This window comes from Pseudodesulfovibrio halophilus DSM 5663 (genome assembly GCF_059568665.1).
The window spans coordinates 128,667-153,549 of the sequence record NZ_JCANTV010000015.1; the positions used below are offsets into that span (position 1 = coordinate 128,667).

At 55.8% G+C, this 24,883-nt stretch carries 24 protein-coding genes; 16 read left to right on the plus strand and 8 right to left on the minus strand.

Annotated features, from left to right (window positions below; translation table 11 throughout):
- Window positions 1-64: 64 nt before the first annotated feature.
- The 8 genes from BR24_RS15120 to BR24_RS15155 all read left to right on the plus strand — a co-directional run bounded on the left by BR24_RS15120 (window position 65) and on the right by BR24_RS15155 (window position 6,064).
- On the plus strand, window positions 65-1,735 hold the full coding sequence (locus BR24_RS15120) for a DUF6538 domain-containing protein (protein ID WP_496542309.1): 1,671 nt from the start codon (window positions 65-67) through the stop codon (window positions 1,733-1,735).
- A gap of 114 nt (window positions 1,736-1,849) precedes the next feature.
- Window positions 1,850-2,143 (plus strand): phage antirepressor N-terminal domain-containing protein, encoded by a 294-nt coding sequence (locus tag BR24_RS15125; protein WP_496542373.1) that lies wholly within the window; start codon window positions 1,850-1,852, stop codon window positions 2,141-2,143.
- Between the two features lie 648 nt (window positions 2,144-2,791).
- Window positions 2,792-3,109, plus strand: coding sequence for a hypothetical protein (locus BR24_RS15130; protein WP_496542310.1), 318 nt, complete (start codon window positions 2,792-2,794; stop codon window positions 3,107-3,109).
- A gap of 15 nt (window positions 3,110-3,124) precedes the next feature.
- Window positions 3,125-3,367: a DNA packaging protein gene (locus tag BR24_RS15135; protein ID WP_496542311.1), complete on the plus strand. Its 243-nt coding sequence runs from the start codon at window positions 3,125-3,127 to the stop codon at window positions 3,365-3,367.
- A 24-nt stretch (window positions 3,368-3,391) separates the two neighbouring features.
- Window positions 3,392-3,979 carry a virion core protein, T7 gp14 family gene (locus BR24_RS15140; protein WP_496542374.1) on the plus strand — a complete coding sequence of 196 codons (588 nt, stop codon included), beginning with the start codon at window positions 3,392-3,394 and terminating at the stop codon, window positions 3,977-3,979.
- A gap of 23 nt (window positions 3,980-4,002) precedes the next feature.
- A complete protein-coding gene (locus BR24_RS15145; protein WP_496542312.1) occupies window positions 4,003-4,701 on the plus strand; it encodes a hypothetical protein in 699 nt (232 codons plus the stop codon).
- 162 nt (window positions 4,702-4,863) lie between these two features.
- Window positions 4,864-5,823, plus strand: coding sequence for a hypothetical protein (locus BR24_RS15150; RefSeq protein WP_496542313.1), 960 nt, complete (start codon window positions 4,864-4,866; stop codon window positions 5,821-5,823).
- A 25-nt stretch (window positions 5,824-5,848) separates the two neighbouring features.
- Window positions 5,849-6,064, plus strand: a complete 216-nt coding sequence (locus tag BR24_RS15155; RefSeq protein WP_496542314.1) for a hypothetical protein — start codon at window positions 5,849-5,851, stop codon at window positions 6,062-6,064.
- Here BR24_RS15155 and BR24_RS15160 read toward each other — a convergent pair.
- Complete coding sequence (locus BR24_RS15160; RefSeq protein WP_496542375.1) at window positions 6,031-6,372, minus strand: Rha family transcriptional regulator; 342 nt, start codon at window positions 6,370-6,372, stop codon at window positions 6,031-6,033. The two genes, BR24_RS15155 and BR24_RS15160, sit on opposite strands and share 34 nt — an antisense overlap.
- Before the next feature lie 292 nt (window positions 6,373-6,664).
- On the opposite strand from BR24_RS15160, the gene BR24_RS15165 reads away from it, so the two are divergent.
- Window positions 6,665-7,216: a recombinase family protein gene (locus BR24_RS15165; protein WP_496542315.1), complete on the plus strand. Its 552-nt coding sequence runs from the start codon at window positions 6,665-6,667 to the stop codon at window positions 7,214-7,216.
- Window positions 7,217-7,732: 516 nt separating this feature from the next.
- On the opposite strand, the gene BR24_RS15170 is transcribed toward BR24_RS15165, so the two are convergent.
- The 3 genes from BR24_RS15170 to BR24_RS15180 all read right to left on the minus strand — a co-directional run bounded on the left by BR24_RS15170 (window position 7,733) and on the right by BR24_RS15180 (window position 13,246).
- The gene (locus BR24_RS15170; RefSeq protein WP_496542316.1) at window positions 7,733-8,536 is read right to left on the minus strand and encodes a class I SAM-dependent methyltransferase; all 804 of its coding nucleotides are present in this window, start codon (window positions 8,534-8,536) and stop codon (window positions 7,733-7,735) included.
- Between the two features lie 121 nt (window positions 8,537-8,657).
- Window positions 8,658-10,346, minus strand: coding sequence for a potassium channel family protein (locus BR24_RS15175; RefSeq protein ID WP_496542317.1), 1,689 nt, complete (start codon window positions 10,344-10,346; stop codon window positions 8,658-8,660).
- Between the two features lie 296 nt (window positions 10,347-10,642).
- Window positions 10,643-13,246, minus strand: a complete 2,604-nt coding sequence (locus BR24_RS15180) for an ATP-binding protein (RefSeq protein WP_496542318.1) — start codon at window positions 13,244-13,246, stop codon at window positions 10,643-10,645.
- A 287-nt stretch (window positions 13,247-13,533) separates the two neighbouring features.
- On the opposite strand from BR24_RS15180, the gene BR24_RS15185 reads away from it, so the two are divergent.
- Window positions 13,534-13,737: a hypothetical protein gene (locus BR24_RS15185; RefSeq protein WP_496542319.1), complete on the plus strand. Its 204-nt coding sequence runs from the start codon at window positions 13,534-13,536 to the stop codon at window positions 13,735-13,737.
- A 65-nt stretch (window positions 13,738-13,802) separates the two neighbouring features.
- On the opposite strand, the gene BR24_RS15190 is transcribed toward BR24_RS15185, so the two are convergent.
- Window positions 13,803-16,496, minus strand: coding sequence for a methyl-accepting chemotaxis protein (locus tag BR24_RS15190; RefSeq protein WP_496542320.1), 2,694 nt, complete (start codon window positions 16,494-16,496; stop codon window positions 13,803-13,805).
- 270 nt (window positions 16,497-16,766) lie between these two features.
- Here BR24_RS15190 and BR24_RS15195 point away from each other — a divergent pair, with 270 nt between their 5' ends.
- The 3 genes from BR24_RS15195 (at window position 16,767) to BR24_RS15205 (ending at window position 20,847) form a co-directional block, all read left to right on the plus strand.
- Window positions 16,767-17,555: a LytR/AlgR family response regulator transcription factor gene (locus tag BR24_RS15195; RefSeq protein WP_496542321.1), complete on the plus strand. Its 789-nt coding sequence runs from the start codon at window positions 16,767-16,769 to the stop codon at window positions 17,553-17,555.
- 7 nt (window positions 17,556-17,562) lie between these two features.
- Entirely contained in the window at window positions 17,563-19,287 is a 1,725-nt protein-coding gene (locus BR24_RS15200) for a LytS/YhcK type 5TM receptor domain-containing protein (protein ID WP_496542322.1), read from the plus strand.
- A gap of 138 nt (window positions 19,288-19,425) precedes the next feature.
- On the plus strand, window positions 19,426-20,847 hold the full coding sequence (locus BR24_RS15205; protein WP_496542323.1) for a carbon starvation CstA family protein: 1,422 nt from the start codon (window positions 19,426-19,428) through the stop codon (window positions 20,845-20,847).
- Window positions 20,848-20,959: 112 nt separating this feature from the next.
- Here the strand turns inward: BR24_RS15205 and BR24_RS15210 are convergent, their stop codons facing one another.
- Both BR24_RS15210 and BR24_RS15215 read right to left on the minus strand, forming a co-directional pair.
- Window positions 20,960-21,709, minus strand: a complete 750-nt coding sequence (locus tag BR24_RS15210) for a substrate-binding periplasmic protein (protein ID WP_496542324.1) — start codon at window positions 21,707-21,709, stop codon at window positions 20,960-20,962.
- A 304-nt stretch (window positions 21,710-22,013) separates the two neighbouring features.
- Window positions 22,014-22,445 carry an alanyl-tRNA editing protein gene (locus BR24_RS15215; RefSeq protein WP_496542325.1) on the minus strand — a complete coding sequence of 144 codons (432 nt, stop codon included), beginning with the start codon at window positions 22,443-22,445 and terminating at the stop codon, window positions 22,014-22,016.
- A gap of 148 nt (window positions 22,446-22,593) precedes the next feature.
- On the opposite strand from BR24_RS15215, the gene BR24_RS15220 reads away from it, so the two are divergent.
- Window positions 22,594-22,947: a NifB/NifX family molybdenum-iron cluster-binding protein gene (locus tag BR24_RS15220; RefSeq protein ID WP_496542326.1), complete on the plus strand. Its 354-nt coding sequence runs from the start codon at window positions 22,594-22,596 to the stop codon at window positions 22,945-22,947.
- Window positions 22,948-23,055: 108 nt separating this feature from the next.
- Here BR24_RS15220 and BR24_RS15225 read toward each other — a convergent pair whose 3' ends face one another.
- Window positions 23,056-23,565, minus strand: coding sequence for a DUF2179 domain-containing protein (locus BR24_RS15225; protein WP_496542327.1), 510 nt, complete (start codon window positions 23,563-23,565; stop codon window positions 23,056-23,058).
- 431 nt (window positions 23,566-23,996) lie between these two features.
- On the opposite strand from BR24_RS15225, the gene BR24_RS15230 reads away from it, so the two are divergent.
- Entirely contained in the window at window positions 23,997-24,206 is a 210-nt protein-coding gene (locus tag BR24_RS15230) for a hypothetical protein (protein ID WP_496542328.1), read from the plus strand.
- Window positions 24,207-24,248: 42 nt separating this feature from the next.
- Entirely contained in the window at window positions 24,249-24,881 is a 633-nt protein-coding gene (locus BR24_RS15235) for a class I SAM-dependent DNA methyltransferase (protein WP_496542329.1), read from the plus strand.
- The last annotated feature ends 2 nt before the right edge of the window (window positions 24,882-24,883 follow it).

Genomic DNA, 24,883 nt, shown 5'->3' on the forward strand with positions numbered 1-24,883 from the left:
AGTGACCGGGGGCTTTGTCTTTTCTGCTTCCCAACTGCTACACCAAGGTGCTACACCGGGAGGCATGAAAGACTTGTCCAGACCTACTCGTTTACATCGTCGGAAGGGGAGCCGGAACTACTATTTTCGCGCAAAGGTTCCGGTCGATCTACAGGACATCTACGGCAAGCGAGAGATATTCTTTAGCCTCAAGACAAGCGACCGCCAGGAGGCCCTTCAACGTGTTCACATGGAGTCTGTGAAGCTCGACCAGGAGTTTGCCGAGAAACGCCGCCAGAGGGACGCTGAGGCGGTCAAGAGACTGTCCGAGATCGAGGTGGAACGCATCACGGCCATATGGCGGCATGAGGCCCTTAAGGCTGATGAAGAGTCACGCATTAGCGGCCTTTCTGCTACAGAATTTCAGTTATGGTACGATGCAATCACCTCTGCCTTTGTCGAGGCAAGGGAACACCTCGCAACGGGAAATCTTAGCAAAATCTCTGGAGACCTTGACGAACTCCTGGATGAAATCGGGATGAAGGTTGCCAAGGGGAGCGAAGCCTATAAACAACTGGCCTATGCCCTTCTGAAAGCCAAGGTGGAGACCCTGGAAGCTCTCAAGGCAAGGCATGAAGGCAAAGTGGTCAAGACACCTCCAGAACCCGCTTCCCCCGTCACTGCTACACCTACGGAATCTGACAAGGACGCTCCTACCATCTCCCGTATTCACGCAATGTGGGCTGACGAACATATACGGGCAGGAGGACCGGAGAAAACAGTCAAGGATTTCGGGACATACGTTCGTCGCTTCGTGGAGCTTCACGGCGATCTTCCGGTATCTCAGATCACGAAACGCCATGTCCGCGACTACAAGGACGCCATGCTCAAATATCCATCTCGGAGAGTGGGTAAGCTCAAGGACATGACTGTTCCTCAACTGCTTGAGTATGTGAGGAAAAACCCTGAAACGCCCGTCATGTCCCCTCGCACAGTGAATGATCGAGCCTTGGGAGCAATCGGGGCTGTCCTTGGATGGGCAGAGGCAAACGACTACATCGAGGCAAATCCGGCATCAGGCGTGAAGGTCAAGGCCATGAAGGTGAAGAGAACCGCACGTCTTCCCTACTCCGTCGAAGACCTCAATACCATTTTCCGCTTCCCGATCTACACCAGGAACGACAGGCCCCAGGCCGGAGCGGGAGAAGCGGCAAAATGGTTGCCACTGCTTGCGGTCTACACTGGCGCACGTCTGGAGGAACTCGGACAACTGACCTTGAACGACATTCGGGAAGACCAGGGCATCAAATATCTGGATATGTCCACCCTCGACGAAGGGAAACGCAGGAAGACGGAAAGCTCAAAACGCCGTGTACCGATACACTCCAAGATCATCGAGCTTGGCTTTCTGGATTACGTCGAAGAGATCAGGAAAGATGGGCATACCCGGCTGTTCCCCTACCTCGCCTCTTCCGGTGACAAACGTACTGCCTCATGGTCGAAATGGTGGGGAAGATACGCCAGGAAACATGGAGGCTTTGACAAGCTCAAGGTCTTCCACAGTTTCCGCCACGCCTTCAAAGACGGCCTGCGTGAAGGTGGAGTCCAGGAGGAAATCAGTGACGCTTTGACGGGCCATGCTCCGACCACTGAAGGCCGCAAGTACGGCGGCAATGGGTATCCCCTCAAGCGGTTGAAGGAAGGCATTGAGAATCTTTGCTATCCTGGTCTGGAGATTGACCACTTGAAGTCATAAAACGCCCATATTTTGATTCTAAGGAGTTTTTCCTTTTCAAACGATAGATGACAAGGGGAGACTCAGAAAAATGCGTCAGAAGCAAAATATGAGCGAAATATAGGCGAACGTGTCCTGGCGGCTGTCACCGAGGACAACAAGGCGTACTTCTCGCCGCGCCATGTGTGCGATGCGCTTGGTATTGCGTGGCAAGTCCAACACAGAAAGATCATGGCTGATCCGGTCCTCTCGACCACCGTAACCAAAATGGTGACGATGCGTCCTGATGGCTCTCGCATCCCGGCAGTCATGCTCCCCATCGAGTACGCCAATGGCTGGCTGTTCACGATCAAGAAGGTTCGCCCTGAACTCCAGGCCAAGCTGTACCTGTTCCGTACCGAAGGCATCACTTGGCAAGATTGCATATGACACTGTAACTATTGACCTTACCTTCTAAATCCGGCATATACTGTTTCCAGTTCTCTTTACCCAAACTTCAATCTTAACTGGAGGTATATCATGCTGTTTGAGGTCAAGAGCTTCGTCTTTGAGATCACCCACAATTCCGTTTTCATCCAGGTTCCCTTCATCGGGGCTTTGTTTGTCGGGAAGGGGCTTCCTACCGTTTTCGACAGGTGGTCAGAAGTTAAACAATACCCAAAGAATAAATCAGTAAGAATTTCAATATAATATAATTAAGACGCACTAGTAAGAAAGGGGAGACCCTTCCCTCCCCTCCCAAGGTAAACACATAGATATACTATAGGTATACTGTAGATACCTGTAGTAATCTGTAGGTTTACCTATCCTACCTCTTCTCTAACCCCTTATCATAGAAACCTATAGTAACCTGTAGGTTCTCTATAGGCCACCATAGACATGATGGGAGACAGGGAGGAAGGACGAGGAACGAAAGCCCTCTCCCTCCCTGCTCTCCCTCTTCCTTTCCTCCTCCTTCGTTCGTCCCTACGTCTCCTTTTCATCGTGGGACATTAGGCAGGGCAGTCTTCAACAGAGCTGTCCTGCCTGTTTTTATCGAATGTTCACCTTTTCAACACCACATACAGGAGTTTCGCCATGTCCAAAAACACCAAGCACAATGAAGCATTGAAGATTGAAAACAACCAGCCCCAGGTACGCCTCAAAGGGTCCGGCAGAAACCGGAAGTACGCCTTCTGCACCACCCAGGAGCTTGAAGCAGATCTGGACTTCATCCGTAATTGGTACGGTGACAAGCTCGGCGGACGTTCCGTGTCGCCCTCCGTCATCGTTCGGCGTTCTCTGAGCATTCTTTCCGACCATCTCAAGAGCCTCAAGCCTGGCGACGAGTCAGACCGTGAACTTATCAGGTTCCTCATGCTTGCAGGGTCGAGAGGAAAAAGCTCGATCAAATAACTGGAGGAAAGTGCAATGCAGAAAGCAGAACAAGACCAACTCAAGGAACTCTGGTTCGCTCTCAGAGACACCATGCTTGCCCAGCTCAAAGCAGAAGACGAACCTCCGAAGGCATCCTTCCTCAACGTGGTCCGGCAATTTCTCCGCGACAACGGTATCACTCAGGATGCTCTCCGTGACCCTTTTGCCATGCAGGAAGCTCTTGAGAAGATGGCCGCAGACCTCCCCACCTACGAAGACGAAGAATGGAATCAGTAGGAGGATTCGCCCATGTGTGAAGCAATGACGGCAACTCAAATGTTTGTAGCTTCAATGGCGATGAGCGCGGCGTCTGCCGGGGCGAACTACATGATGTCGCAGGAACAGGCGAACGCACAGGCCGAGTATCAGGCACGGATGGCTGAAGAGAACCAACGGGCCATGCTCCAGAACGCCGAGATCGCCAACCAGACGTACCGAGAACAAGCTGCTGCCGCCAACATGGAAATCATGCAGAAACGGGAGGCAACAGCGGAGGAAATACAGGACCTCAAGATCGAAAGACTCCAGAAGGCGGGTACTGCCTTGGCCTCCAGTGAATCCGCTGGGGTCTCGTTTGAGAACCTGATGGCCGACTTCTACAGGCAGGAAGCGCGGTACAGGGACTCCATGAGGCACAGTCTGGAAATGGACGCTGTCCAGAACGACATCCAGATTAAGGGCTTCCGTCGCGAGGCCCAGAACAGAGGCAAGAGCTTCCAGAGGTACACCCCGGCACCTGTGAACAATCCGAGCCTCTTGGCTTCTGGTCTTTCCCTCGGCAGTTCGGCTTTGAGCAACTACGGACGCTTCTCATCCAAAGGGAAGGACGGCAAATACAGACTGGGATGAACCACAGAAGCGGAGGCATAACCATGAACGAAAAGGACCGAAAACGCCTTGCACGTCTGAAGGCCAATCCCGAACACTGCTCTATTCCAGGATGCTATGAGTTCCGCAAAAACTTCTCCCAGTATTGCCGCTACCATGATGACAGGAACAGGGATACCGGGCATCCCTTGGGGAAGACCGTGACCAAGGGAGAACTCAAGCCTTATCTGAAAAAAGCCCAGGCGTTTACTGAGGCCAACAAGAACCACTCTGCCCTTGTCTCTGCCAGGGTCTTGCTTGGCGACCTCATGGCAAAAGCCCGATGGCATGAGATCAACCACAAATCCCAAGCCGCATGGCCCAGAGTCAGTAACTGGCTGGTCAAGCTCCGCAGTGCCGGAGTGACTCCTTCCGAAATCCTGACGGTCATTATTGCCATGTTCATCATGCAGGAGGATGACCCCAGACGATTCAGGAGCGACCGAGAGTTTCGACACTCCCTCGTTACCCGTATCCTTCGCCTCCCGTCCTCCCGCAAGGAATGGGAAGGCAAGACCATCTACCGCAAGGACCGCATCACGGTAGGCGTGAAGGACTTCCTGTCAGAGAAGCTATGCAACTCGGGCATAGGAGTCCTGGCCCTGCGTGTCTCCCGGTACATCCTCAAGCGGGAACGGGAGGAGCGGCAGATACTTCAAGGAAGACTTCAAGGGATGGATGAACCTTTCACTGACCCTGTGTGAGGAGTGTCCAATTATGGACAGTCCCCGCAAGATGCCCCCAATTTTGGGGAGTCCTTTAAATGGGGTGTGCGCAAAATTGCGCAGTCCCTGAATGACGTAGGCCGAAAATTCGGCACTCCCCATCATCAACCCTCAACCCCCACGATAACCAGGAGAAACACCATGTACGACTACGAAACCTACGATGAAGGCATGTCCAACATCTACGCCCCGAAAGAACCTGTCACTCCCAGGACCGGAGACATCAGCTTCAACGGACACGGCATGACCTGTGATTCTTCCGGGAACATCACCATCCACGATGACCCTTGCAAATGTGACGTATGGGATGACCATCAGCGTTCCCAGGCCACCAATGACAACTTCCTGACCTCTGCCCGTACCTCCTCCGGCACTCCGATCATGCACCAGAGTGGCATCACCGAGGATTCCCTTGTCACCCTTCCGGGAGGCGTAGAGGCACGAGTCGGGGATTTGGTAGTCGCTGGTATGCTCCATCAAAACCCTGACGGTACGTTCTCAGAATCCCCTCAGAACGCTCCTGAGACTTCTACCGGGGAGAACCATCAGGAGAACCCGGAAGAAAGCCGTGAGGAGCTTCTGGACGAAGATAACGAGAAGATGCTTCACGCTCTCGGAAGCATGGTCGATCAGTCTACCATCATGGGCGCATTGAACACCATTGCATCCGGCGAAGACCTTGAACACTACATCGGTCGTGCCGCCTCTCAGGTGGGCAAGGAACCGGGGGAAATGGCTGAGATCGTGGGCAACCTCCGCTCTCAGTTTGAATCCCAGGCATACAAGGCTGTCTCTGATATGGGCATTGACCCTGACGAATGCTTTGAATGGGTCCGGGAGAACAAGCCCAGAGAGCTTCATAAGGCCATCATGGACCACGCCGTAAGCCGCACCACCGCCGGATACAAGGCCCTTGCCGGGGAGTTCATGGCAGACCTCGACAAGGTGAACCCTGAGGCGATCCTGAACGCTGACCTTGGGGAAGGTATCCTGGAGGCTCGACAGGTGGGCAATGAGGTTGTCCTGCTGACTGCCACTCAGGGCGAGATCAACTGGAAGACGGCTGTGAAGATGGGGATTGTCAACGTCTCTGGACAATAACACTACCCACGAATAGGAGTAACAAATGCCTGATACCGCCAAGTCTGAAACCACTATCGTTCATTCTACCCTGCCCACCACCACCCTGGAAGTCACCGTGAAAGGGGCTACCAAAAGCATTGCGGTAGAACGCCGTGGGGATGGCTCAATTGCCTTCACCGATAAACACGGCGTGGAGTATGTGTTTCAGTACAACTACAAGATGAATCAGTTATTCAAGATACTTGCAGAATTAGAATAGGTTCTCTGGAGGGGTGGCATAGTCTGCCCCTCCCTTTTCAAGCCCATGACGAGCAGGGAGAAGCCGTCACGGTCCATGAGGTACATGGGCTGTTCTTTGTTCTGAGCGTTGATGTAAGAGGACAATCCAAAATTGGAGACTCCTTTTTCAACGAGAGAACGAATGTCACGCATGACGTGGTAGTGGTTCTTCCCGAACACCTCGGCCACCTTGAGGCTGGTGGTCGTGGCCTTGCCGTTCTCGACAGTGACCAGATCGGGGAGGTTGACCGGAATATTTTGACTGAAAAATCTGAGACGCTTTTTGATATAACATAAACACTGCTTCCCCCCATAGGGGCCGCCGCTGGCCTACAATGAGCCAGGAGCCGACGACAGGTGAATCATGAGCAAGGAGGGGCTTACCAATAGGGAGGGAGGACTAGGCATAGCTCATAGCTTTCTACCGTGTCTTATTTAAGTGTACCCTACTGAAACACTCGACACGCTCCAAGAATCAACGTCTTTCGTGTCACAATAGACTCCATTATTTTTTTCTTGACACGATTCTCACTTAGGTCTAGATTCAAATGCAACACGACATTGAACCACTGGAGGGACCATGAGCAAGAACATTGGATACATCCGAGTCAGTACGGTAGACCAGAACACCGACCGTCAGCTTGACGGGGTAGAACTCGACAAGCGGTATGAGGACAAGATCAGCGGAGCCAGCACCAAGAGGCCGCAACTCCAGGCGTGTCTCGACTACCTCCGTGACGGTGACACGCTCCACGTTCACAGTATGGACCGCCTCGCCAGGAGTATGAGGGATATTGAAGACCTCGTGAAGGAACTCACTGGAAGAGGCGTTACCGTCTGTTTCCACAAGGAAGGCTGGACGTTCTCCGGGAAGATGGATGCAACCCAAACGCTTCTCTTCCAGATGCTTGGGGCAGTCTCGCAGTTTGAGCGGTCGATAATCAGAGAGCGTCAGGCAGAGGGAATAGCGAAGGCCAAGGCCGCAGGGAAGTACAAGGGCAGGAAGCCCACGCTGTCACCCGAACAGGTCCAGGAGATTAAGGACAAGGTGGCGGCAGGAGCGGAGAAGAAGGCCCTGGCCCAGGAGTATGGGGTTAGCCGCCAGACGCTCTATCGGGTACTTGCGGTATAGCGTGTTATTTTTTGTTTATCCGTGTCATTATTCCAGTGACCGGGTAGAATAGATTCTTTTCAAAGGTACTTGCCCAACATGCGATGAAGGTGGTCCCGACAGCTTCACTGCTACGATTGACGTTTCCCATTGGAACGGCCCTAAGAACAACATTTTTGGCCCCGTCGAAAAAATCAGCTTGTCCCTTGAAGGAAAAGAACAAGCCCCTGGTTTGATAACCGGAAGTGGGCAGCCGAAAGGCGTACCCGGACAGATGCAGTTTGAAATGAGAAAATTGCGCGAACTCGCCTAACAACAGGCGTGGTGGGCTTGCCAACTGCTCCCCAAACTGCTACACCAAGGCATCGGAAGCAGACATAAAAAGTCAATAATTCCGAGGGTTACACGTCGTACAGCGGGAATCCCACCCTCTCCGCCATGAATTCACAAGGACTACAGATAACTATCTGTAGTCCTTTTCTTTTGAGTTCATTCCAAATGCCTAATGATCCAGTAGACTTACACCGTTTCAACAGTTTAGTTTTTCCAGAGCACAAAGCCCTGAAGGGTCTTGCATGGTGAAACCTGATGGAGGTAGTCCAAGCTGGCAAACCGGAACATGACATCATAGGAATACAGCGAGTAGTGAATGTCTCCCTTTTCAAAGGAAGGCGGAAAGAGCATTTGGTACTCGGGAAGAAATGAATGGATGCGGCGGTAATTCTTTCGATTGCGAATCCAGCGGCGGAAATGTCGCCAAATGGCCTTCATGCGTACAGAAGCACTGTAATAGTGTTCGCCAAGGATGATGACCTTTCCATCATCTTTCAAAACTCGTTTGACTTCGTCTAGCAGTCTGCGAGGTTCGGAAGCATGATGGAAGGCCTGACATAAAAGCACGACATCCTGACTCTTCGCCTCAACCTTCAGATCAAGAATATCTCCGTAAGCAAGCGTGACCCTGCCGGTGGTTATTCCGTAGTGATCCAAAGTCTTGGGTGCAATGCGATGAATGCGGTGCTCGGAAAAATCCACGGCGGTGAGATGTTCAAACGCGGCACCCTTCAGCAACCAGGACTCCAGCCAACACGTTCCGGCAGCCAAAGAGAGAATCCGTCCGTTCAGATTCACCTCGCCGAGCTTCAGAAGATCTTTCGCCTGCTCAAAAAGAACCCTCAGTTTCGATGAATTCTCAAGCGCTTCAAATCCACCTTCAATCACATTGAACGCTTTGCCCTCCTCATTGCTCGGATTGTCCCAATAATCCGAAGTAGGCAGTTCGCGATCACCGCGCTCGTCGACCCAGTTTTCCAATTGGTACTTATCATTACCATCTTTCATCTCAATTCAATCTCCCTTTATAAATGACGCGGCAAACGGCAACGGATTCACACATCGCGAGGAAACAACCACAGCAACCAATTTCCCCAGTTTCCTGCATGAAAGCGATCAGGATTGCTCATCAAGCCTGATACTTCTCTAGGAACCGGCGTTCGTCTTCTGCTGCGCCGATAACCAGAAGCGATGCGCCTCTCTCCAGCGGGAGCGTCGGGTCCGGATTGATTTCCATCTCTCCGCCCTGGGAGACAGCAATGACGCTGCAGCCGGTGTCGTCGCGGATGTTGCTTTCGATGAGGGTTTTGCCGGCAAGCGAGGGGCCCACCTCGACGCGGAAGATGTTCAGCCCTTCGGTCAGGGTCATGACCTTGCCCGGGCTGAGAAGGTTGATGATCGTGTTGGCCGCCATGGTAGCGTAGGACATGACAAGATCTGCGCCGGCCTTGTGCAGAACCGTTATGTTTCTGTCAAACGTCGCCCGGCTGATTATCTGGATGTCCGGCCTGAGCCTCCGGCAGTAAATCGTCAGGTAGATGTTCAGGTCATCGTTATGAGTGGTGACGAATACCGACGGCGCACTGTCGATGCCGGCCTTTTTCAACACATCTATGTCCGATGCGCTGCCGTGGATGTAGTGCGTTTCGTCACGGATGAGCTTGGGATTCTTCTCCACAATCTTGTAATCCACATCCCGTTCGGCGAGGACCTGTGCCGCGGACTGCCCCACCCGACCGCCGCCGAGGATGAGCACCGGCGCGTTCATTGGTGGAGCTTCGCCGACATATTCATCGTAAGCCTTGAGCTGCTCATCGGTTCCGGCCAGTATCATAATCGTCTTCGAGCCGATGACCGTATCCGGCAGAGCCGGCATCAAGCGACCCTGCTCCCACAATCCGACAATGTTCATGCCGGTGGCGTCGCGCACTCCGCTGTCCTTGACGGTCTGTCCCACGAGCGGGGTATCCGCAGCGAGTGCTTCCGCAATGTTGAGCTTGTTGATGTTGCCTATGACGTTATTGCGGGTACCAGTCCCGAGTGTGCGTCGTGCGAGCATTTCCCCGAGCATCCGCATAAACTGGAAGACGTGGCTCGCGCCCGCCAGCTGGAGAATGTCGACAGACTCCTCCGAATCGGCATTTGCCACCACCTGCACGTCTGGAGCCACCTCGCGGATGGTATAGGCCGCGTTCGTGTTCTTCATGTCATCGCTCAACAAGACGACCATGGCAGCCTTCTCGGCTCGCAGGAGCGAGAAGGTCTGAGGATTGTCGGAGTCGCCAACTACCGCCTTGTAGCCCTGATCGACCAGCTCCAGAGCGTGATTCACTTCACCCACGAGGATGCAATACTGATAGTTGAACTGCCTGACGCGCGTTGCCAGACTCAGGGCGACCCTGTCAGAGCCGATGATGATCAGGTGTCCCGACGTCTCTTCCGGCAGTTCCCTCGCAGCGCGTGACTTGCTTTGCGCTTCAAGAAACGGCGCATAGAAGAACTGGATGAAGGTGAACGGCAGCATCACCAGCAAAAAGACTATGCCGGACATCAGCACGCAGAGGGAGAAGATCCTTCCGATATCCGATGTGAAGGTAATGTCGCCGAACCCCAGCGTGGACATGACGGTCAGGGTCCAGTACACTCCGGTAACCCACGAATAATGCTGGCCTTCCATCTCCATGAGTACATGAAAGAGGACACTGTAGAGTACTATGAAGAAGCACAGGAACAGGATGAACCGGACAAGTGAGTGAAGATTGCGCTGCGCGCGACGGTCATGAAAGAAGTACAGCAACTGGGAAGGCAGGAATTTCATCGATATCGCTCTACTATGCGTTTGCGACCGTCAATTCCGACGGCCTTTCAGTGACTGCGACAGCCGCAGGCTCGCAAATATCTGCCCCCGGACTGCAAACGGGGGCCTATCCGTGGCCTCGACCAGAAAGAGTTACAACCCGCTGTATTGCTACCATGATCCTCTCATCAGGGCTATACCTGTTTACACAGTAAAGCCAGTATCTCGCAGGAGTACCAACGCTTGCCGCGCAAACGCACAGGACATCAACCCGTGGTCGATGCCTTTTGCGTTTTCATTGTATCAGGGGATTCCGGTCAGCCCTCGCTTGTCTTGCCGAAAGACGTCACACTCGCCAGCTTCTCGTGCAGTTCGGAAATATTCATGGGCTTTGAGAGGTAGTCGTCCATGCCCGCCTCGAGCATGATCTCTCTGTCTCCGCTCATGGCGTAGGCCGTAATGGCGATGATTGGAATCTTCCGATAACGCGGACCGGCCTTTCCGTCGCGTATAAGTCGGGTTGCTTCCATACCGTTCATGACTGGCATCTGCACATCCATGAGCATGACGTCGAAGTCGCCTCCCTTGAGGGCGCTGACAACCTTGTCGCCGCTTTCGACCGACTCGTAACAAAGGCCCAGGCGCTTCAGCGCGTTTTCGATGAAAAGCCTGCTGACCCGGTCGTCCTCGGCCAACAGAACACAAGGGGTCCCCTCAATCTCATTTGGAGACTGCACCAGCGTTTCATTTTCATTTTCCACGGCCTGCCCTTCTTCAAAGGGAACCGTAAAGGAAAACACCGTACCGACTCCGGGTTCGCTTTCGACCCAGATTCTCCCGCCCATAAGCTCAACGAGCTTCCTGCTGATGGCCAGACCAAGACCGGCACCCTGATACTGTCTGGTGAACCCCTGGTCCCCCTGCTCGAAAGGCTCGAACAGCTTTTCGAGACGCTGGTCAGAAATCCCGATCCCCGTGTCCTGTACGCGGAACAGCACCATGGCCGCCCCTGTCTCTTCGTCGGAATCCCGATTGACGAAAACCGAGACGGTCCCGGCGTCCGTAAATTTCAGGGCGTTGCCCAAGAGGTTGTCCAGAACCTGCTCAACCCGAAACCTGTCTCCGACGACGACTTCCGGCAAATCCCCGTCAACATCTGCTGAAAGCTGAATGCCGGCCTGAGCATACGCAAGCGCGAAGCGCTGCCTGACTTTCTCCACCGCCTCCCTGAGAACATACGGTTCAAACCGAAATGGCATTCGGCCCGCCTCAACTCTGGAAATATCCAGAATGTCAGCAAGGAGCGTCGTAAGCCGGTCTACCGATTCAAGAGCCGTCCGTACATAATCGGATTGCTCGCTGTCCAGACTGGACCCCTGAATCAGCTGGAGCATGCCTTTCACTCCGTTGAGAGGGGTGCGCACCTCATGACTCATGTTTGCCAGAAACTCTGTCTTGGCCTTGCTTGCGGACTCGGCAAGCTCCTTGGCGTCCATAACAGCCTTTTCTGAACGAATCCGGTAGACCGCCATGGCGTAAAGACGAGCGAGGGACTGGACCATGCTCAGATCCTTGTCGTCATACGGGTCATCGGCATTGCCGAGGGCGATCTGCCCATAGCGTTCGCCCTCGAATACCGCCGGGGCCGAAAGGAAGGTTTCCACCGGAAAGTGCTCTTCTGGAAACCCCTTGAAGAATTCATGGGAGCGCACATCATTGGTATAAAAGCCCGAAAGGGTGTTGAGACTGTGCCCCCAGAGACCATGGTAGCCGTTTTTTCCTTTGTGAAAAGCCACCCTCCCGGCGGAGACCTGACAGGCATCGCCGGGAAGCATGGAGGTAACGGTATGGCAGACATTGTCGCCTGTTTCCGGGTCAATGGAAGAGACATACCCCGCCCTGCTGCCTGTTATGCCGAGCGCGTGGCGGTGAACAACGTCGGACACGCTGACAATGTCCGCCCCGGGCTCCGTGAGCGCCACGCCAATGTCCGCAAGCGCATGGTTTGCGGCCAGTTCACGCCTGAGCGTCTCCTCCGCAGCCTTGCGCCGTTCGTTCTCGCTCTGAAGCCTTGAGTTGACCTGAACCAATTCGGCGGTCCGTTCGGCGACAGCCCTTCGCAGCCGTTCGGCTTTATGCGAAAAGAGATAAACAGCTACGCCCGTCAACAGAACGACGAGTGCGGCAAGAACCCTGAACGGCCATAACGCCCATCCGTCATCGGCGCCCCACCCTTCTTCGGGAGCCATGGCAAGCGTCCAGTACCCCTCAGGCATCGGAATCGTACTCTTCAGCACCTCCTGTCCGAGCGAGCCCTCCTCGCCGTAGAACATGTTTCCACTCTGATCAAACAGACTCAGGTGATAACTCTCCGTGAAAGCGGAAAGATGGATCTCCTCGAACACGCTCGGCAGATCAACAACCATGGAAACGAGGCCCCAGAAATATCCCTCATCGTACACCGCAACGCGACATACCAGACCGAGACCTCCCTGCCTCAGTTTATACGGTCCGCTGAGAGTAATCCTTCCCGTTTCAATGGCACGACGAACATCGGCGCGCACCCGGGGGCGAGGGTCATTGACGAGATCGTGTCCCAGCGCTTTCCTGTTACGCTCAAGAGGGAACACGAACCGGTTGACCCCGTCGGGTGCCACGATGAAATTCCTGATGCTGCCGCTGGATGCGTACAGACCGGACGCGAAAACTTCAAATGTCTCGGAAAAGTTGGAATCCCAGGAGTCGTGTCTGACGTAGGTGCCGGTAAACGCCCTGAGCCCCTGCAACAGGGAAAACTTGTTATTGATGGCGTTATTTATGGTCATCGCCACCTGTTTGGATTTGCGGGCGATTTCGGCGCGCTCCTGCTTCATGAGCTGTTGCGAATACATGCCGTCCAGAAACAGCATCATGACCGTCATGACTGCAATAGCCAGAAACGAATGAAAACCGGATTTCACCCTGTCCGAGCGTCTCCCCTTCCTTCGCTCCGGCCTATCGTCTGCGGATGCGTTCACTCAATTAAACTCCGTAGTTCATGCAGCCATGAACAGTTCACCTTGCAGGGCATGGATAGAATGTACCCAACCTTTCACGGCAAAAACCCACACCTCGCCGGACCAGCCTTCGATCGTGATCCCCCTTGGAAATCGACATTTGATCTGCTATCCGTTCCCCCACTTTCTAACAGAAAAACAAGGACCATTTCATGAGTAACGAAGACAATCCTTTCATGCTTCCCGGCAATCCGGACACCCGGATGCTCGTCTCTTCCAACCTGACCGCGGCCACCTGCACCCTCATTGCTTCCGGCATGGAGCAAGAGAAGGCGGCGGAAACCGCCATGCACCTGTTCGGATCCATCGACTCCTTCATTCGCGAATCCATCGAACAGGCTGAAGAGGAAGGCTAGTCTGCAAGATTCGGTTTCCGCCCGGAGTTCCGGGCGGAAACCGACAATCTCAATTTCCGTCAGAATTACCTGAAGGTGATGTCGGCGCGAACCCTGCCGTGACCGAGCTTAGTCTCCTTCACGCTGATGCGCTGCCCGAAGTAATCCGCGGCAGCCTTGAGAATTCCCACAAAGTACTCACCGTAATCCCTTGAAGAAACATACGTCATGGAGAGCGTGTCGCCCTTGTCCTCATACTCGAACTTGGGCGGCTTGATGCCGGGCATGTCTTTTGTGAGATTCGCATGGATGTTGTTCATGGAGAGCAGGAATTCCTTGAGGTTGTCTCCCTTGAAATACCTGCGGTACATCTTCACGAAGGCCGACATGGTATGTTGGCCCACCTTGGTAAAGAAATCCCTCACCGACTCTCCGGTCACTTCGTGCACCAGATCCGCCATCTGTCTGAGCACCTGGTCGGGGTAATTCTTGGTCGGCATGAAGGTGGGATTGCCCATCCGCTCCATCACGGTTCGGTGCGCCTCCTCGCCATATTCTTCCCGGATGAACTCCGAATAGAATTTCGGCAGGATGCCGCGCATCTTACCTTTTGAATCGCGTAGTTTTGAGCTGTCTTCCCTGTCCGACTTGAAGCGCATGGACAGCTCCAGCAGTTCCGAGGAGAGTTCCGCGAGATCCGACGTAGCCATGGCTGCCTGTTCCGCTCCATCAGCGGCCTCCGTGGCGATACCCGTTATCTCGTCCACGCTCTTGTTGATCTCCTCAGCTGCTGCCGACTGTTCCTCGGCGGCCGTGGCTATCTGTGCCACACGGTTGTTCATGTCCTCGATGCGGCTCATGATCTCTTCAAGAGCCGTCACCGCCTTGTTTGAAGACTCGGTGGAACGGTCGACCTGCTGCTTGGTCGTGCCCATGGAATCCACCGCGCGACGAGAACCATTCTGAATCTGACCGATGGCCTGCTCCACTTCCTTGGTGGCGCTGACCGTCTTTTCCGCCAGCTTGCGGACTTCGTCCGCGACCACGGCGAAGCCGCGCCCTGCGTCGCCAGCTCGGGCCGCCTCGATGGCCGCGTTCAAGGCCAACAGGTTTGTCTGATCCGCAATGTCGTTGATCACCATGATGATACGGCCGATTTCCCCGGCCTGTCCGTCGAGGGTCTCCAGAACCTCTTCCAGATCTTCAGCCGAGCGGGACACGCTCTCAACCGAATCCACGGCGGTGCGGACCATTTCGGAGCCATCCCGCGCAGAGACGGTAGCCTCTTCCGCCACGCGTGACGTCGTGGCAGCGTTGTCGGCCACCTCCACGACTGTCGCGACCATCTCTTCCATGGCGGTGGCCACCGAGTTGGACTGTTCCATCTGCGAGGTGGCACCGCGCGCCTGTTCGTCCGCGGATGCGGAAAGCTCTTCCGAGGCCGAAGCTACACGCTCGGCGACCTGAACGATCTGAAGCCCGGTTTCCGCGAGCGACTCTTTCTGACGCTCCATGGTCTGCTCCTGCTCCCGGGCCTGATCCAGCGCGATCTCGGCCTGCTGCTGCGAATGCATCGCCGCGTCCTTTGACTCCTCGATCTCGTCCAGACGCTCCTTGATGTTCTCGACCATGGTCTGCGTCGAGTGCTGCAGCTTGCCCAGCAGGCCAGTGAATTCACCATCAATGGAAGCATCCAGGTTTCCAGAGGCCACTTCCTCGGTATACCCGACAACCTTGCGAAGCGGCATGAGGATGGACCGACCAATGAAAAAGACGAGCGTCAGCGCCAGCGCAAGAATCACGATGGTGACACCCAGCGCCACAAGTTCCTGATTCTGATAATGGTCGGCCCGAATCTCAAGAAGCCGGTTCAATTCCGCCTTGCTTGTAAGCCAAAGCTCCATGGCCCCGGAGGACGCATCCAGAAGATCCTCGATGAATACGCCTTCATCAAGCTCGCCGTCCGCCATGCGTTCCACCGTAGCGACCAGCCGTGCGTTGACCTGCTGGTACCGCTCGAATGCCGGCGGCACCTTGGCATGCAGAGTGTCCGACCGGCCGAGGTTTCCGGCGTCTTCGGTCATGGCCTTGTCCATGGACTCCTGAACGTGCTCCCTGTCGGAGGCGATGCGACTCGCCAGCACCCTCAACCGAGCCTGCTCGGCGGGAGATATCGTCCCCTCCTGCAGCACGCCCATGGCGAACTCCGCCAGCCTGCTCAGGCGCACGTGAGCGGTGGGAATCGCCAAGAGGGTCATGTCCATGAGATAATAACTGTCAAGAACAGGGTCGAGAATGAGGTCCGAAGTATCGCCTATGTGAGAGACGAGCTCCGAGATATCATCCCGGAACCGGGAGATTTCGACTGCGGCTTCCGAATCCCGCTCCCCTTCGATTTCCCGCCAGCGGTCCAGCAGTTTTTCGGGAGAGAGGTGCCGCCGCCTTCGCTTCCTGAGTCCTTCGGGCGTAACCTCCAGCGCCTTCGCGTATTCTTCCTGCCTTTCTTTCAACCGATCCAGAGCCGCGTCCACGGCCCGCTCGGCCTCGCGGGCAAGCGCATCGCGTCCCGAGAGCACGCCGACCTGCCAGCGCGGCACCTCGGCAAGGATACGCTGAAGCGGCTGCTGGTACTCGTTCCCCCGCTGTTCCTGCCTCGCCACGGATATGTGCTGATCAAAACTGTCCTTGAGGAAAAAGGCGAGTCCGAAAATCAGCACCAGAAACACGGCGCTGGAAAGCAGCAGTTTGTTACGGATCGAGAGCGTCTGTAAAAGATTCATGGAAACCTCTTTGATGTCGGATTTGCTATGCCAATTCGATTTCCCGCCACGATACCACCGATCAGATCCGCATCAATTATATAGATTGCAATAATCGCGCGTCTGTCCAAAGCGGCCTCCGCTCCGGCAACAGAACGTTAAAAACGCGATTTTGCGTGAACCGCCATCATTCCGTAATACCGGAAAATACCATTTCACGGCCTGACGAGCGGTTGCGCTCGCCGCGTCTGCACTGTTGCCAATCCTCAAAAGAGTCCTTACAGAATCCTCGTGACACAGAACAGGACCATCCGAACCATACTGGTAGACGACGAGCCGCCCGCCATCGACGAGCTGGCATACCTGCTCTCCGGGTATTCGGACGTGGAGGTTGTCGGTGCTGCGGGAAACGCGGCCTCCGCGGTTGAACTCGTCAGGCGGGCTCGCCCCGATCTCGTGTTTCTGGACATCCAGATGCCCGGCAAAAACGGCTTCCACGTTCTGTCGGAGATCATGCAGGAACGCGAGGCCCCGCTGGTGGTCTTCATCACGGCATACGACGAATACGCCATCCGCGCGTTCGAGGAGAACGCCGTGGACTACATCCTCAAGCCGGTCCCCGAAGACAGGCTGAAGAAAAGCCTCGAACGGGTGCGCGAGCGCCTCGACGAAGCCGAGGAGAGCGAGAACTCCTCCACCTCTCTCCAGAAACTGCTCGCGGAAGTCGGCATCAAGCCCGGCGTGGCTCGCGTGAGCGTCGAACATTCCGGCAAGAACGTCCTCCTGAACCCCCGCGAGGTGGATTACTTTGAATACTCGTCCAGACGCGTCTACGCTCACACCTCCGGCGGCGCCTATCCCTGCCAGTCCGATCTTACGCTGGACAGACTGGAAGCCAGACTGGGCGGATTCGGTTTCTTCCGAACAAACCGGTCCCAGCTGGTGAACCTCTCGCGCGTCCGGGCCTACGCCCCGTGGTTCAACGGTAAATACGTGCTGACCCTCGACAACACCGACGAGACCGAGGTCACCGTCAGCAAGGCCCGCGTCAGGGAATTCAAGCAAGCCATCGAGCTTTAGGGGACTCATGAGCACCTATGAAATCATTCTCACGCTGGCCGAGCGCTTCGGGCTGCTCGTGGGGGGTGTATTCCTTCTCATGACCATCACCCCGGCCCAGCGCATCGGCTTTTCGCAGGGCCAGAGCAGAAGCCGCACGCTGTTGCTGACAGTGTTCTTCGGGCTGTGCGGCATCCTCGGCACCTACACCGGCAACTTCGTCTTCGAATCCGTGGCGAACCTGCGCGCCATGGTCGTCATCACCGGCGGCCTGTTCGGCGGCCCGGTTGTCGGGATCGGCTCCGGCCTGATCGCCGGAGTGCACCGCATCGTGACGGACCTCAGCGGGTTCAGCGCCTGGCCCTGCGGCATATCCACCGCCATCGAAGGCCTCGCTGCGGGGCTGGTCAGCCTGTGGTTCTCCGGCCGTACCATGAACTGGAAAGCCGCGGCCACGCTCGCTCTGCTCGGCGAAAGCCTGCACATGGCGCTGATCCTGATTCTTTCGCGTCCTTTTCCCGAGGCCGTCGCGCTCGTCCAACTCATCGCACCGCCCATGATCATCATCAACACGGTCGGCGCGGCGCTCTTCGTGGAGATCATCAACATCTTTTCCCGCGACCGGGAGCGGCGCGACTCCATCCACGCACAGAAGATTCTGGACATCGCAAACCATACCGTTAGCTATCTCCGGTCCGGGCTGACCATCGGCTCGGCAGAGGCCATGGCCACCATCATCCGGCAACGCGTGGAGGTGGCCGCCGTGGCGGTGACGGACACCCGCAACGTGCTGGCCCATGTGGGCGCGGGAGAGGATCATCACCTCGCAGGGCACACCGTACGCACTCTCGCCACGCGGGAAGTGCTGGAGAACGGAGAGCCCCTCTTTCTGGACACGCGGGAGCACATCCGCTGCGACGATCCTGACTGCCCCATGACCTCAGCCATCGTTGTCCCGCTCTACAAGGACGGCGCGATCATCGGCACCCTCAAGTTCTACGGCACCCGCAAGACGCCGCTGAACAATACGCTCGTCGAGCTCGCCAAGGGGCTGGCCAACCTGTTCTCCACCCAGCTTGAACTCGAAGACATTCAGGTCAAGGAGCAGATGCTGGCCCATGCGGAGATCCGCCGTCTGCAGTCGCAGATCAACCCCCACTTCCTGTTCAATTCGCTGAACACCATCACCTCGTTCTGCCGCACCAACTCCGAGAAGGCCCGCGACCTGCTCAAGGACCTCTCCTACTACATGCGCCGCAACCTTGACCTGAGCCGAGGCTTCATTCCCCTTTCGGAAGAGCTGGATCAGGTGCGCAGCTATCTTGCCATCGAGCAGGCCCGCTTCGGAGACCGCATCAGGGCGGAGATCGAGGTGAGCGATGAATGCGGCAAGTGGCCGATTCCGCCCCTGACCATCCAGCCGCTGGTGGAGAATTCCGTGCGCCACGGCCTGCTCTCCGGCGAGGAAGGGGGCACCGTGACCATAGCCGCCTCATGCGAGAACGGTCACCTCGTTATCTCCGTATCCGACAACGGCGCGGGGATGGACGGCGAGACCCTCCAGCAGTTCTACTCCAAAAACTGCGTGGAGTCCCGGTCGCAGGGCATCGGCGTTCGCAACTGCCTTAACCGGCTGGAGCAGATCTACGGGCCGCAGTACACGCTCGACATCCGCAGCACGCCGGGCATGGGGACGGATATCCGTTTCCGCATTCCCGAAGTTCCCAAAGCCGCGGCAGCAAGCGCTCACTGACCTGTTGAGCATGCCACAGGGCATTTCATCCGGCCGAAAAGTCACTTCAGACGCAAACCGTTGATACGCGCGCAGGAAAACCTCTAATGAGATTTTCACCCCGCAGGGGGTGCAACGAAAATTTCTCGGAGGTTTCCTATGCTGTTCTTTTTTCTCTGCGTAGCTCTGCTCATCACGGGCTACTTCACTTACGGCAAGTTCGTGGACAAGGTTTTCGCTCCCAACGGCAGCGTGGCCACGCCCGCCTACTCCATGCGCGACGGCATCGACTACATGCCGCTTCCAAAATGGAAGCTGATCTTCATCCAGGTGTTGGACATCGCCGGCATCGGCCCCATCTTCGGCCCGATCCTTGGCGCGCTTTACGGTCCGGCAGCGCTGCTGTGGATCGTCATCGGCTGCATCTTCGCAGGCGCGGTTCACGACTACTTCAGCGGCATGCTCTCCGTACGCAACAAGGGCGCCAGCGTTCCGGAAGTGGTGGGCGAATACCTCGGCATGTCCGCCCGTCAGGTCATGCGGGTGTTCTCCTTCGTCCTGCTGATGCTCGTCGGCGTGGTCTTCGTGCTCAGCCCGGCCAAGCTGCTCAACGGTCTCACCGGCATCGACACCGGCCTGCTCGTTGCAGCCATTTTCGGCTACTACTTCCTCGCCACCATCCTGCCCATCGACAAGGTCATCGGTCGCTTCTACCCGCTGCTCGGCGCGCTGCTGCTGACCATGACCGTGGCGCTGGTCGTGGCCCTGTTCTTCTCCGGCCACGACGTTCTTCCGGCTCTTGACTTCACAACCAATACGCACCCCGACGACAAGCCGCTCTGGCCGCTGCTCTTCATCACCCTCTCCTGCGGCGCGATTTCCGGCTTCCACTCCACACAGTCGCCCCTCATGGCCCGCTGCGTGAAGGACGAGCGCGAAGGACGCTCAGTCTTCTACGGCGCCATGATCATCGAAGGCATCATCGGTCTGATCTGGTGCACCCTCGGCCTCTCCTTCTACAACTCTCCCGAGGCCCTCTCCGCCGTCGTGTCCGCAGGCAGCCCCGCGGCAGTGGTGGCCGAGGTGTCCAAGAGCCTGCTCGGACAGGTCGGCGGTTTCATGGCGATCATGGCCGTCATCGTCCTGCCCATCACCAGCGGCGACACCGCCTTCCGCTCCACCCGCCTCATCGTGGCGGAAGCCTTCAACATGAAGCAGAACGCCGTCGCCAAGCGTCTGATGGTCGCCGTCCCCCTGTTTGTGCTGGGATACATCATCTCCACACAGGACTTCTCCACCATTTGGCGCTACTTCGGTTTTGCCAACCAGAGCCTCGCAACGCTGGTTCTCTGGACCGCCGCGGTCTATCTCGCTCAGCGCGCAAAGCTGCACTGGATCGCTACGGTTCCTGCAACATTCATGACCGCGGTCTGCGTGACCTTCATCTGCAACGCCACCATCGGCCTCAACCTGAGCTACGACATCTCGGTGATAGCCGGTATCGCGGGCGCAGTCGCCGCACTGGCCCTCTTCCTCGTGAAGTTCGTCATAGGCGCCAAGCCCGAAGAAGAGCCGGCCTAACGGCATTCATCTCCGATCGAAACAAGGCCAAAAACAACGGGCCCCGCTTTTGCGGGGCCCGTTTTCTCTGTCCTCTCACCTGCAGTCAGTTCACAGCAGGCAGATGCACGGATCATTGATAGTACGACATGATCCTGTCGATCTCGCCGGACTCTAGAAGCCTGCGAATGCGTTCATTGATCTGCGGCATCCGCTTTTTCATCGCCTCGCCGCCGCTGAATACAAACCGCAACCCGACGCTGTTGACGGGATTGGAGGAAGCATGGAAATCGGAGGCGGCGAACTCACGTTCTTTACGAATGATCCATCTGCCCAAAGCCTGATCCATAACCGCCACGTCGATTCGTCCGGCACGGAGCATTCTGAAAAGCAGCTGTTCGTTGTTCACGTCATATCGTTCAGAGAGGCCCGAATCGAAGAGCGACTGCAGCTGTGGGTAGACATAATTGGTTATGCAACCCACGCGCTTTCCGGCAAGATTGGAGAGCGACTGGAATTCAAGAGGGTCGGAGGCACGGGAAAAGATGACGTCTTTGACCTCAAGGACCGGAATGGACCAGAGCAGGCCTTCATAGTCTCCGTACATCCATTCAGGAGCTTCCGCTCTCACATGGACAGGTTCATTCTTTTTGAGAAGCGTTCTGGGGGCAGGGTCCGGGCGAACATCCAGCTGGACATCGGGCGGCAGCACTCGCTCAAGCACATCCAGCACGAGCCCTCCCGGAGTCTCGTCCGTAACCATCTCGAACGGAGGCCACCCACGGGAAAACAAAGCATAAACGACACGATCCGGGGAAGCGGCTGCCGACTGGACACAAAAGAAGACCCATAAAACGGGCATTACCAACATCTTGTAATTCACAATATTTCCTACCACGAGGCGTCCACCCGGGCAACGGGGCTGATATTAGTAAGTCGACGGGAAATGCGTCACAAACGCGTCATACTCCTGCAACATGAACAATTCATCTTTCCTGCCGGAGGGTTGCATGTTCATGGGATGTCTCTTTCAAGTCAAGTACTGCAAGCGCTGCGAAGCCAACACATACCACCGGTATCTCAACCCGCTTCGGAATCCGCTGATAATCAAAGAGGTGTGGGAATGCGTGTCATGCGGCGAGCGGCTCCGCCAGGAAATCAGACGTAGGCAGGCGATATGAATCGCCTCAATCAAGCCGGAACCTGATGCGAAGGACCCCGTTCGTGAAGTCATGTGTGGTCAGCCGGAACACACCCACTTCCGAAGTTCTGTCCACGTGCTCTCCGATGCACGGACAGCTGTCGAAATCGCCGACATGAACAACCCGCACATGGTCGACGCCATCAGGAAGCCGACCGAGATCGAACCGTCCGGATGCCTCCTCCACGGTGACAACCTCTTCCAAAACCTGAAGATCGCGCAACACCTGCTCATTGACGCGTCGCGCGATTTCATCCGCCTCGTCGTCAGAGAGCGCGCGTTCGAAGCGGTAGTCGCATTTAGACTTTCCCGGATTGATCCGAGCGCTGAAGCATCTGCCGCAGCCGAACATATCAACCATGACGCCGTTGAGAACATGTTCAGCCGTATGCATGGCCGATTCATATCGCTTTGCCACCCCAACCCTCCTTTGCTCTACCTTATTCCCCATCCTTCAGCCGGGCAACCGCTATTCACACAAGAAAAGTATGATTTTATGCCAGCCTTTCATTTATTTCCGGTATGATGTATAGGGGTTCTTTCTCAATCAAGCAAGCGAGGTACTCATGAAAATAGCAATCCCCACCCGCGACAATCTCGTGGACGAACATTTCGGCCACTGCCAGCACTTCACCATCATGACCATTGAGGGAGGTGCCATCTCCGAAACCGAAACCCTCCCGGCTCCCGAAGGCTGCGGATGCAAGTCCAATGTCGCCACGGTACTGGCCGACATGGGCGTGAAGGTCATGCTGGCCGGCAACATGGGAATGGGCGCGGTTCAGGTGCTCGGGAAGAACGGCATCGAAGTTGTTCGCGGTTGCTCCGGCAGCGTGGACGACATCGCCAGACAGTATCTGGCCGGTAAAGTCAAGGACCAGCTGATCGAGTGCGACCATCACGACTGCCATCACCACTAAATCGATAGAAACTCCACAAAAAAACCGGCCTGCTCAGGCCGGTTTTTTTGTATCCAGGTTTGGGACCGAGTGGTACCCATTTGAAAAATGGCTCCGCCACACTGCCCCTTAGCCAGCTTCTGCAACAGCTCTGGCCTCGGACGGACACTGCCCCTGAGAAGGGGAATGACACCAGGCCACGCCCGCGCTTTCATATGTGTAAAACACGTTCGGATCAATGCTTCTTGCGATGCCGATCACCTGCTTGAAGTCGCGACGACGGCAGACCACGAACTGTACGGTGACCGGACCTTCGGAGCCTTCGCCGGCTACGACGGTAGTGCCGAACCCGGCCGAACGCATGGCCTGCGCCAGCACCGCGCCGGATGCAGGACTTATGAAGCGCACCACGACGTGCCCCAGCGCCATTTTCCGCTCAGCCCAGATGCCGGTCACATTGCCCACGGCAAATCCGAGAGCATAGCAGATGCCAAGCACCGGCTCCTGACCGACCTTTGATATGACCGCCGACGTCCCGAGCACCCAGATGGTCATCTCGAGCGCGCCGAGCAAGAACGCCATCCTGGTCTCACCCTGCACGGTCATCATGGTTCTGACAGTCCCGAGCGTCAGCGCCACGACCTCTGAAAGAAATATTAAACCACCCAAAATAATTGTATTTTCCATCATGCTATTGCCCTCCTTCATTCGCGAGGCAGACTGAATAGTTATAACGCCCCGTTGGGTCAAGCGGAAAAACCCGGGTTTACCGATTTTTCCGTGACGACTCTGTAAAGACTCACCCCGGCCCTTCAACAGCATCAGGCATATGCTTACGCGAGCCGGAACGATGCGTTCTTTTTGTGGCAGTGATATTTCGGTTCGGTAAGAAGGACGTTTCAAGCCGGAAAAAACTTATCGAATTTTCCATGAGACTTTAGAAGTCTCGTTTGACGGCATATCGATTTTCAATGTTTATAAGCGGTAAGAGCCTCTTATCGTCAAATGCAGGACTATTGCAAAATAGCCCTATCCGATTTGACAAGCTCTGGTAATCCGTTTAACAGACGATGCAACGGACTATTTCTTCCGCACTAATCGAAACAGAATTGGCCGGTCCGCCAGGAATGTGGGGCGAAAAGGAGATGCATTTCTCTTTTTCAGGCTTTTTCACAACCTGCATTTTGCAATGGACATTAACTGATAAAAACAATGCTACTTTTCAAAAATGCATTGTGGAGGAACTGCATAGAGAAGAAATGCATAAGAGATATTTCTGATAATCGCGAAGCTTCTTGCGCTTCAAAAACCTTACGGGGGTTATGATGCAAGAGACACCGGAAAAATGGGTCGCGACCTATGAGGCACAGACGGCCGACGAATTGGTGGAAGCCTACCGATGCTGGGCATCCGAGTACGACACTGACTGCTGCGACGGCATGGGATATGTCGGTCCCAAGGTCGCCGCAGGGCTGCTGGACCGCTACCTCGCAAAGCCTACCGCCCGGATTCTCGATGCGGGCTGCGGCACTGGACTCGTCGGCGAGGTTATGAACAAAATGGGCTATCAGCGCCTGGAAGCCATGGACTTTTCCCGGGACATGCTCCGCGAGGCCGAGCAGAAGGACGTCTATGACAACGTCTTTCATGCAGACATGAACAGACGCCTGCGGCTTGCGGACAACTCCTACGACGCCACCATCTGCGTCGGCACCTTCACCTACGCACATGTCGGGCCCGAGGCCTTTGACGAGCTTGTCAGGATCACCCGGCCCGGCGGCTACATCTGCTTCACCATTCGCGACGGCGCTTATCAGGAATACGGCTACAGGCGGCGCATGCTCGACCTCGAAGCCGACAAGGCATTCGAGCTCAAGGAGATGGTCGATACCGACTACCTGAGGAAAGAAGACGTCAGCGCCAAATACTGCATCTACGAAGTCCAAAACGCCTAGGA

Bases quoted from the DNA above. Each gene is read 5' to 3' on its own strand.
- BR24_RS15120 (WP_496542309.1), top strand. From the start codon at position 65: ATGAAAGACTTGTCCAGACCTACTCGTTTACATCGTCGGAAGGGGAGC.
- BR24_RS15130 (WP_496542310.1), top strand. From the start codon at position 2,792: ATGTCCAAAAACACCAAGCACAATGAAGCATTGAAGATTGAAAACAAC.
- BR24_RS15135 (WP_496542311.1), top strand. From the start codon at position 3,125: ATGCAGAAAGCAGAACAAGACCAACTCAAGGAACTCTGGTTCGCTCTC.
- BR24_RS15140 (WP_496542374.1), top strand. From the start codon at position 3,392: ATGACGGCAACTCAAATGTTTGTAGCTTCAATGGCGATGAGCGCGGCG.
- BR24_RS15145 (WP_496542312.1), top strand. From the start codon at position 4,003: ATGAACGAAAAGGACCGAAAACGCCTTGCACGTCTGAAGGCCAATCCC.
- BR24_RS15150 (WP_496542313.1), top strand. From the start codon at position 4,864: ATGTACGACTACGAAACCTACGATGAAGGCATGTCCAACATCTACGCC.
- BR24_RS15155 (WP_496542314.1), top strand. From the start codon at position 5,849: ATGCCTGATACCGCCAAGTCTGAAACCACTATCGTTCATTCTACCCTG.
- BR24_RS15165 (WP_496542315.1), top strand. From the start codon at position 6,665: ATGAGCAAGAACATTGGATACATCCGAGTCAGTACGGTAGACCAGAAC.
- BR24_RS15170 (WP_496542316.1), bottom strand. From the start codon at position 8,536: ATGAAAGATGGTAATGATAAGTACCAATTGGAAAACTGGGTCGACGAG.
- BR24_RS15175 (WP_496542317.1), bottom strand. From the start codon at position 10,346: ATGAAATTCCTGCCTTCCCAGTTGCTGTACTTCTTTCATGACCGTCGC.
- BR24_RS15180 (WP_496542318.1), bottom strand. From the start codon at position 13,246: ATGACGGTCATGATGCTGTTTCTGGACGGCATGTATTCGCAACAGCTC.
- BR24_RS15185 (WP_496542319.1), top strand. From the start codon at position 13,534: ATGAGTAACGAAGACAATCCTTTCATGCTTCCCGGCAATCCGGACACC.
- BR24_RS15190 (WP_496542320.1), bottom strand. From the start codon at position 16,496: ATGAATCTTTTACAGACGCTCTCGATCCGTAACAAACTGCTGCTTTCC.
- BR24_RS15200 (WP_496542322.1), top strand. From the start codon at position 17,563: ATGAGCACCTATGAAATCATTCTCACGCTGGCCGAGCGCTTCGGGCTG.
- BR24_RS15205 (WP_496542323.1), top strand. From the start codon at position 19,426: ATGCTGTTCTTTTTTCTCTGCGTAGCTCTGCTCATCACGGGCTACTTC.
- BR24_RS15220 (WP_496542326.1), top strand. From the start codon at position 22,594: ATGAAAATAGCAATCCCCACCCGCGACAATCTCGTGGACGAACATTTC.
- BR24_RS15230 (WP_496542328.1), top strand. From the start codon at position 23,997: ATGCAACGGACTATTTCTTCCGCACTAATCGAAACAGAATTGGCCGGT.
- BR24_RS15235 (WP_496542329.1), top strand. From the start codon at position 24,249: ATGATGCAAGAGACACCGGAAAAATGGGTCGCGACCTATGAGGCACAG.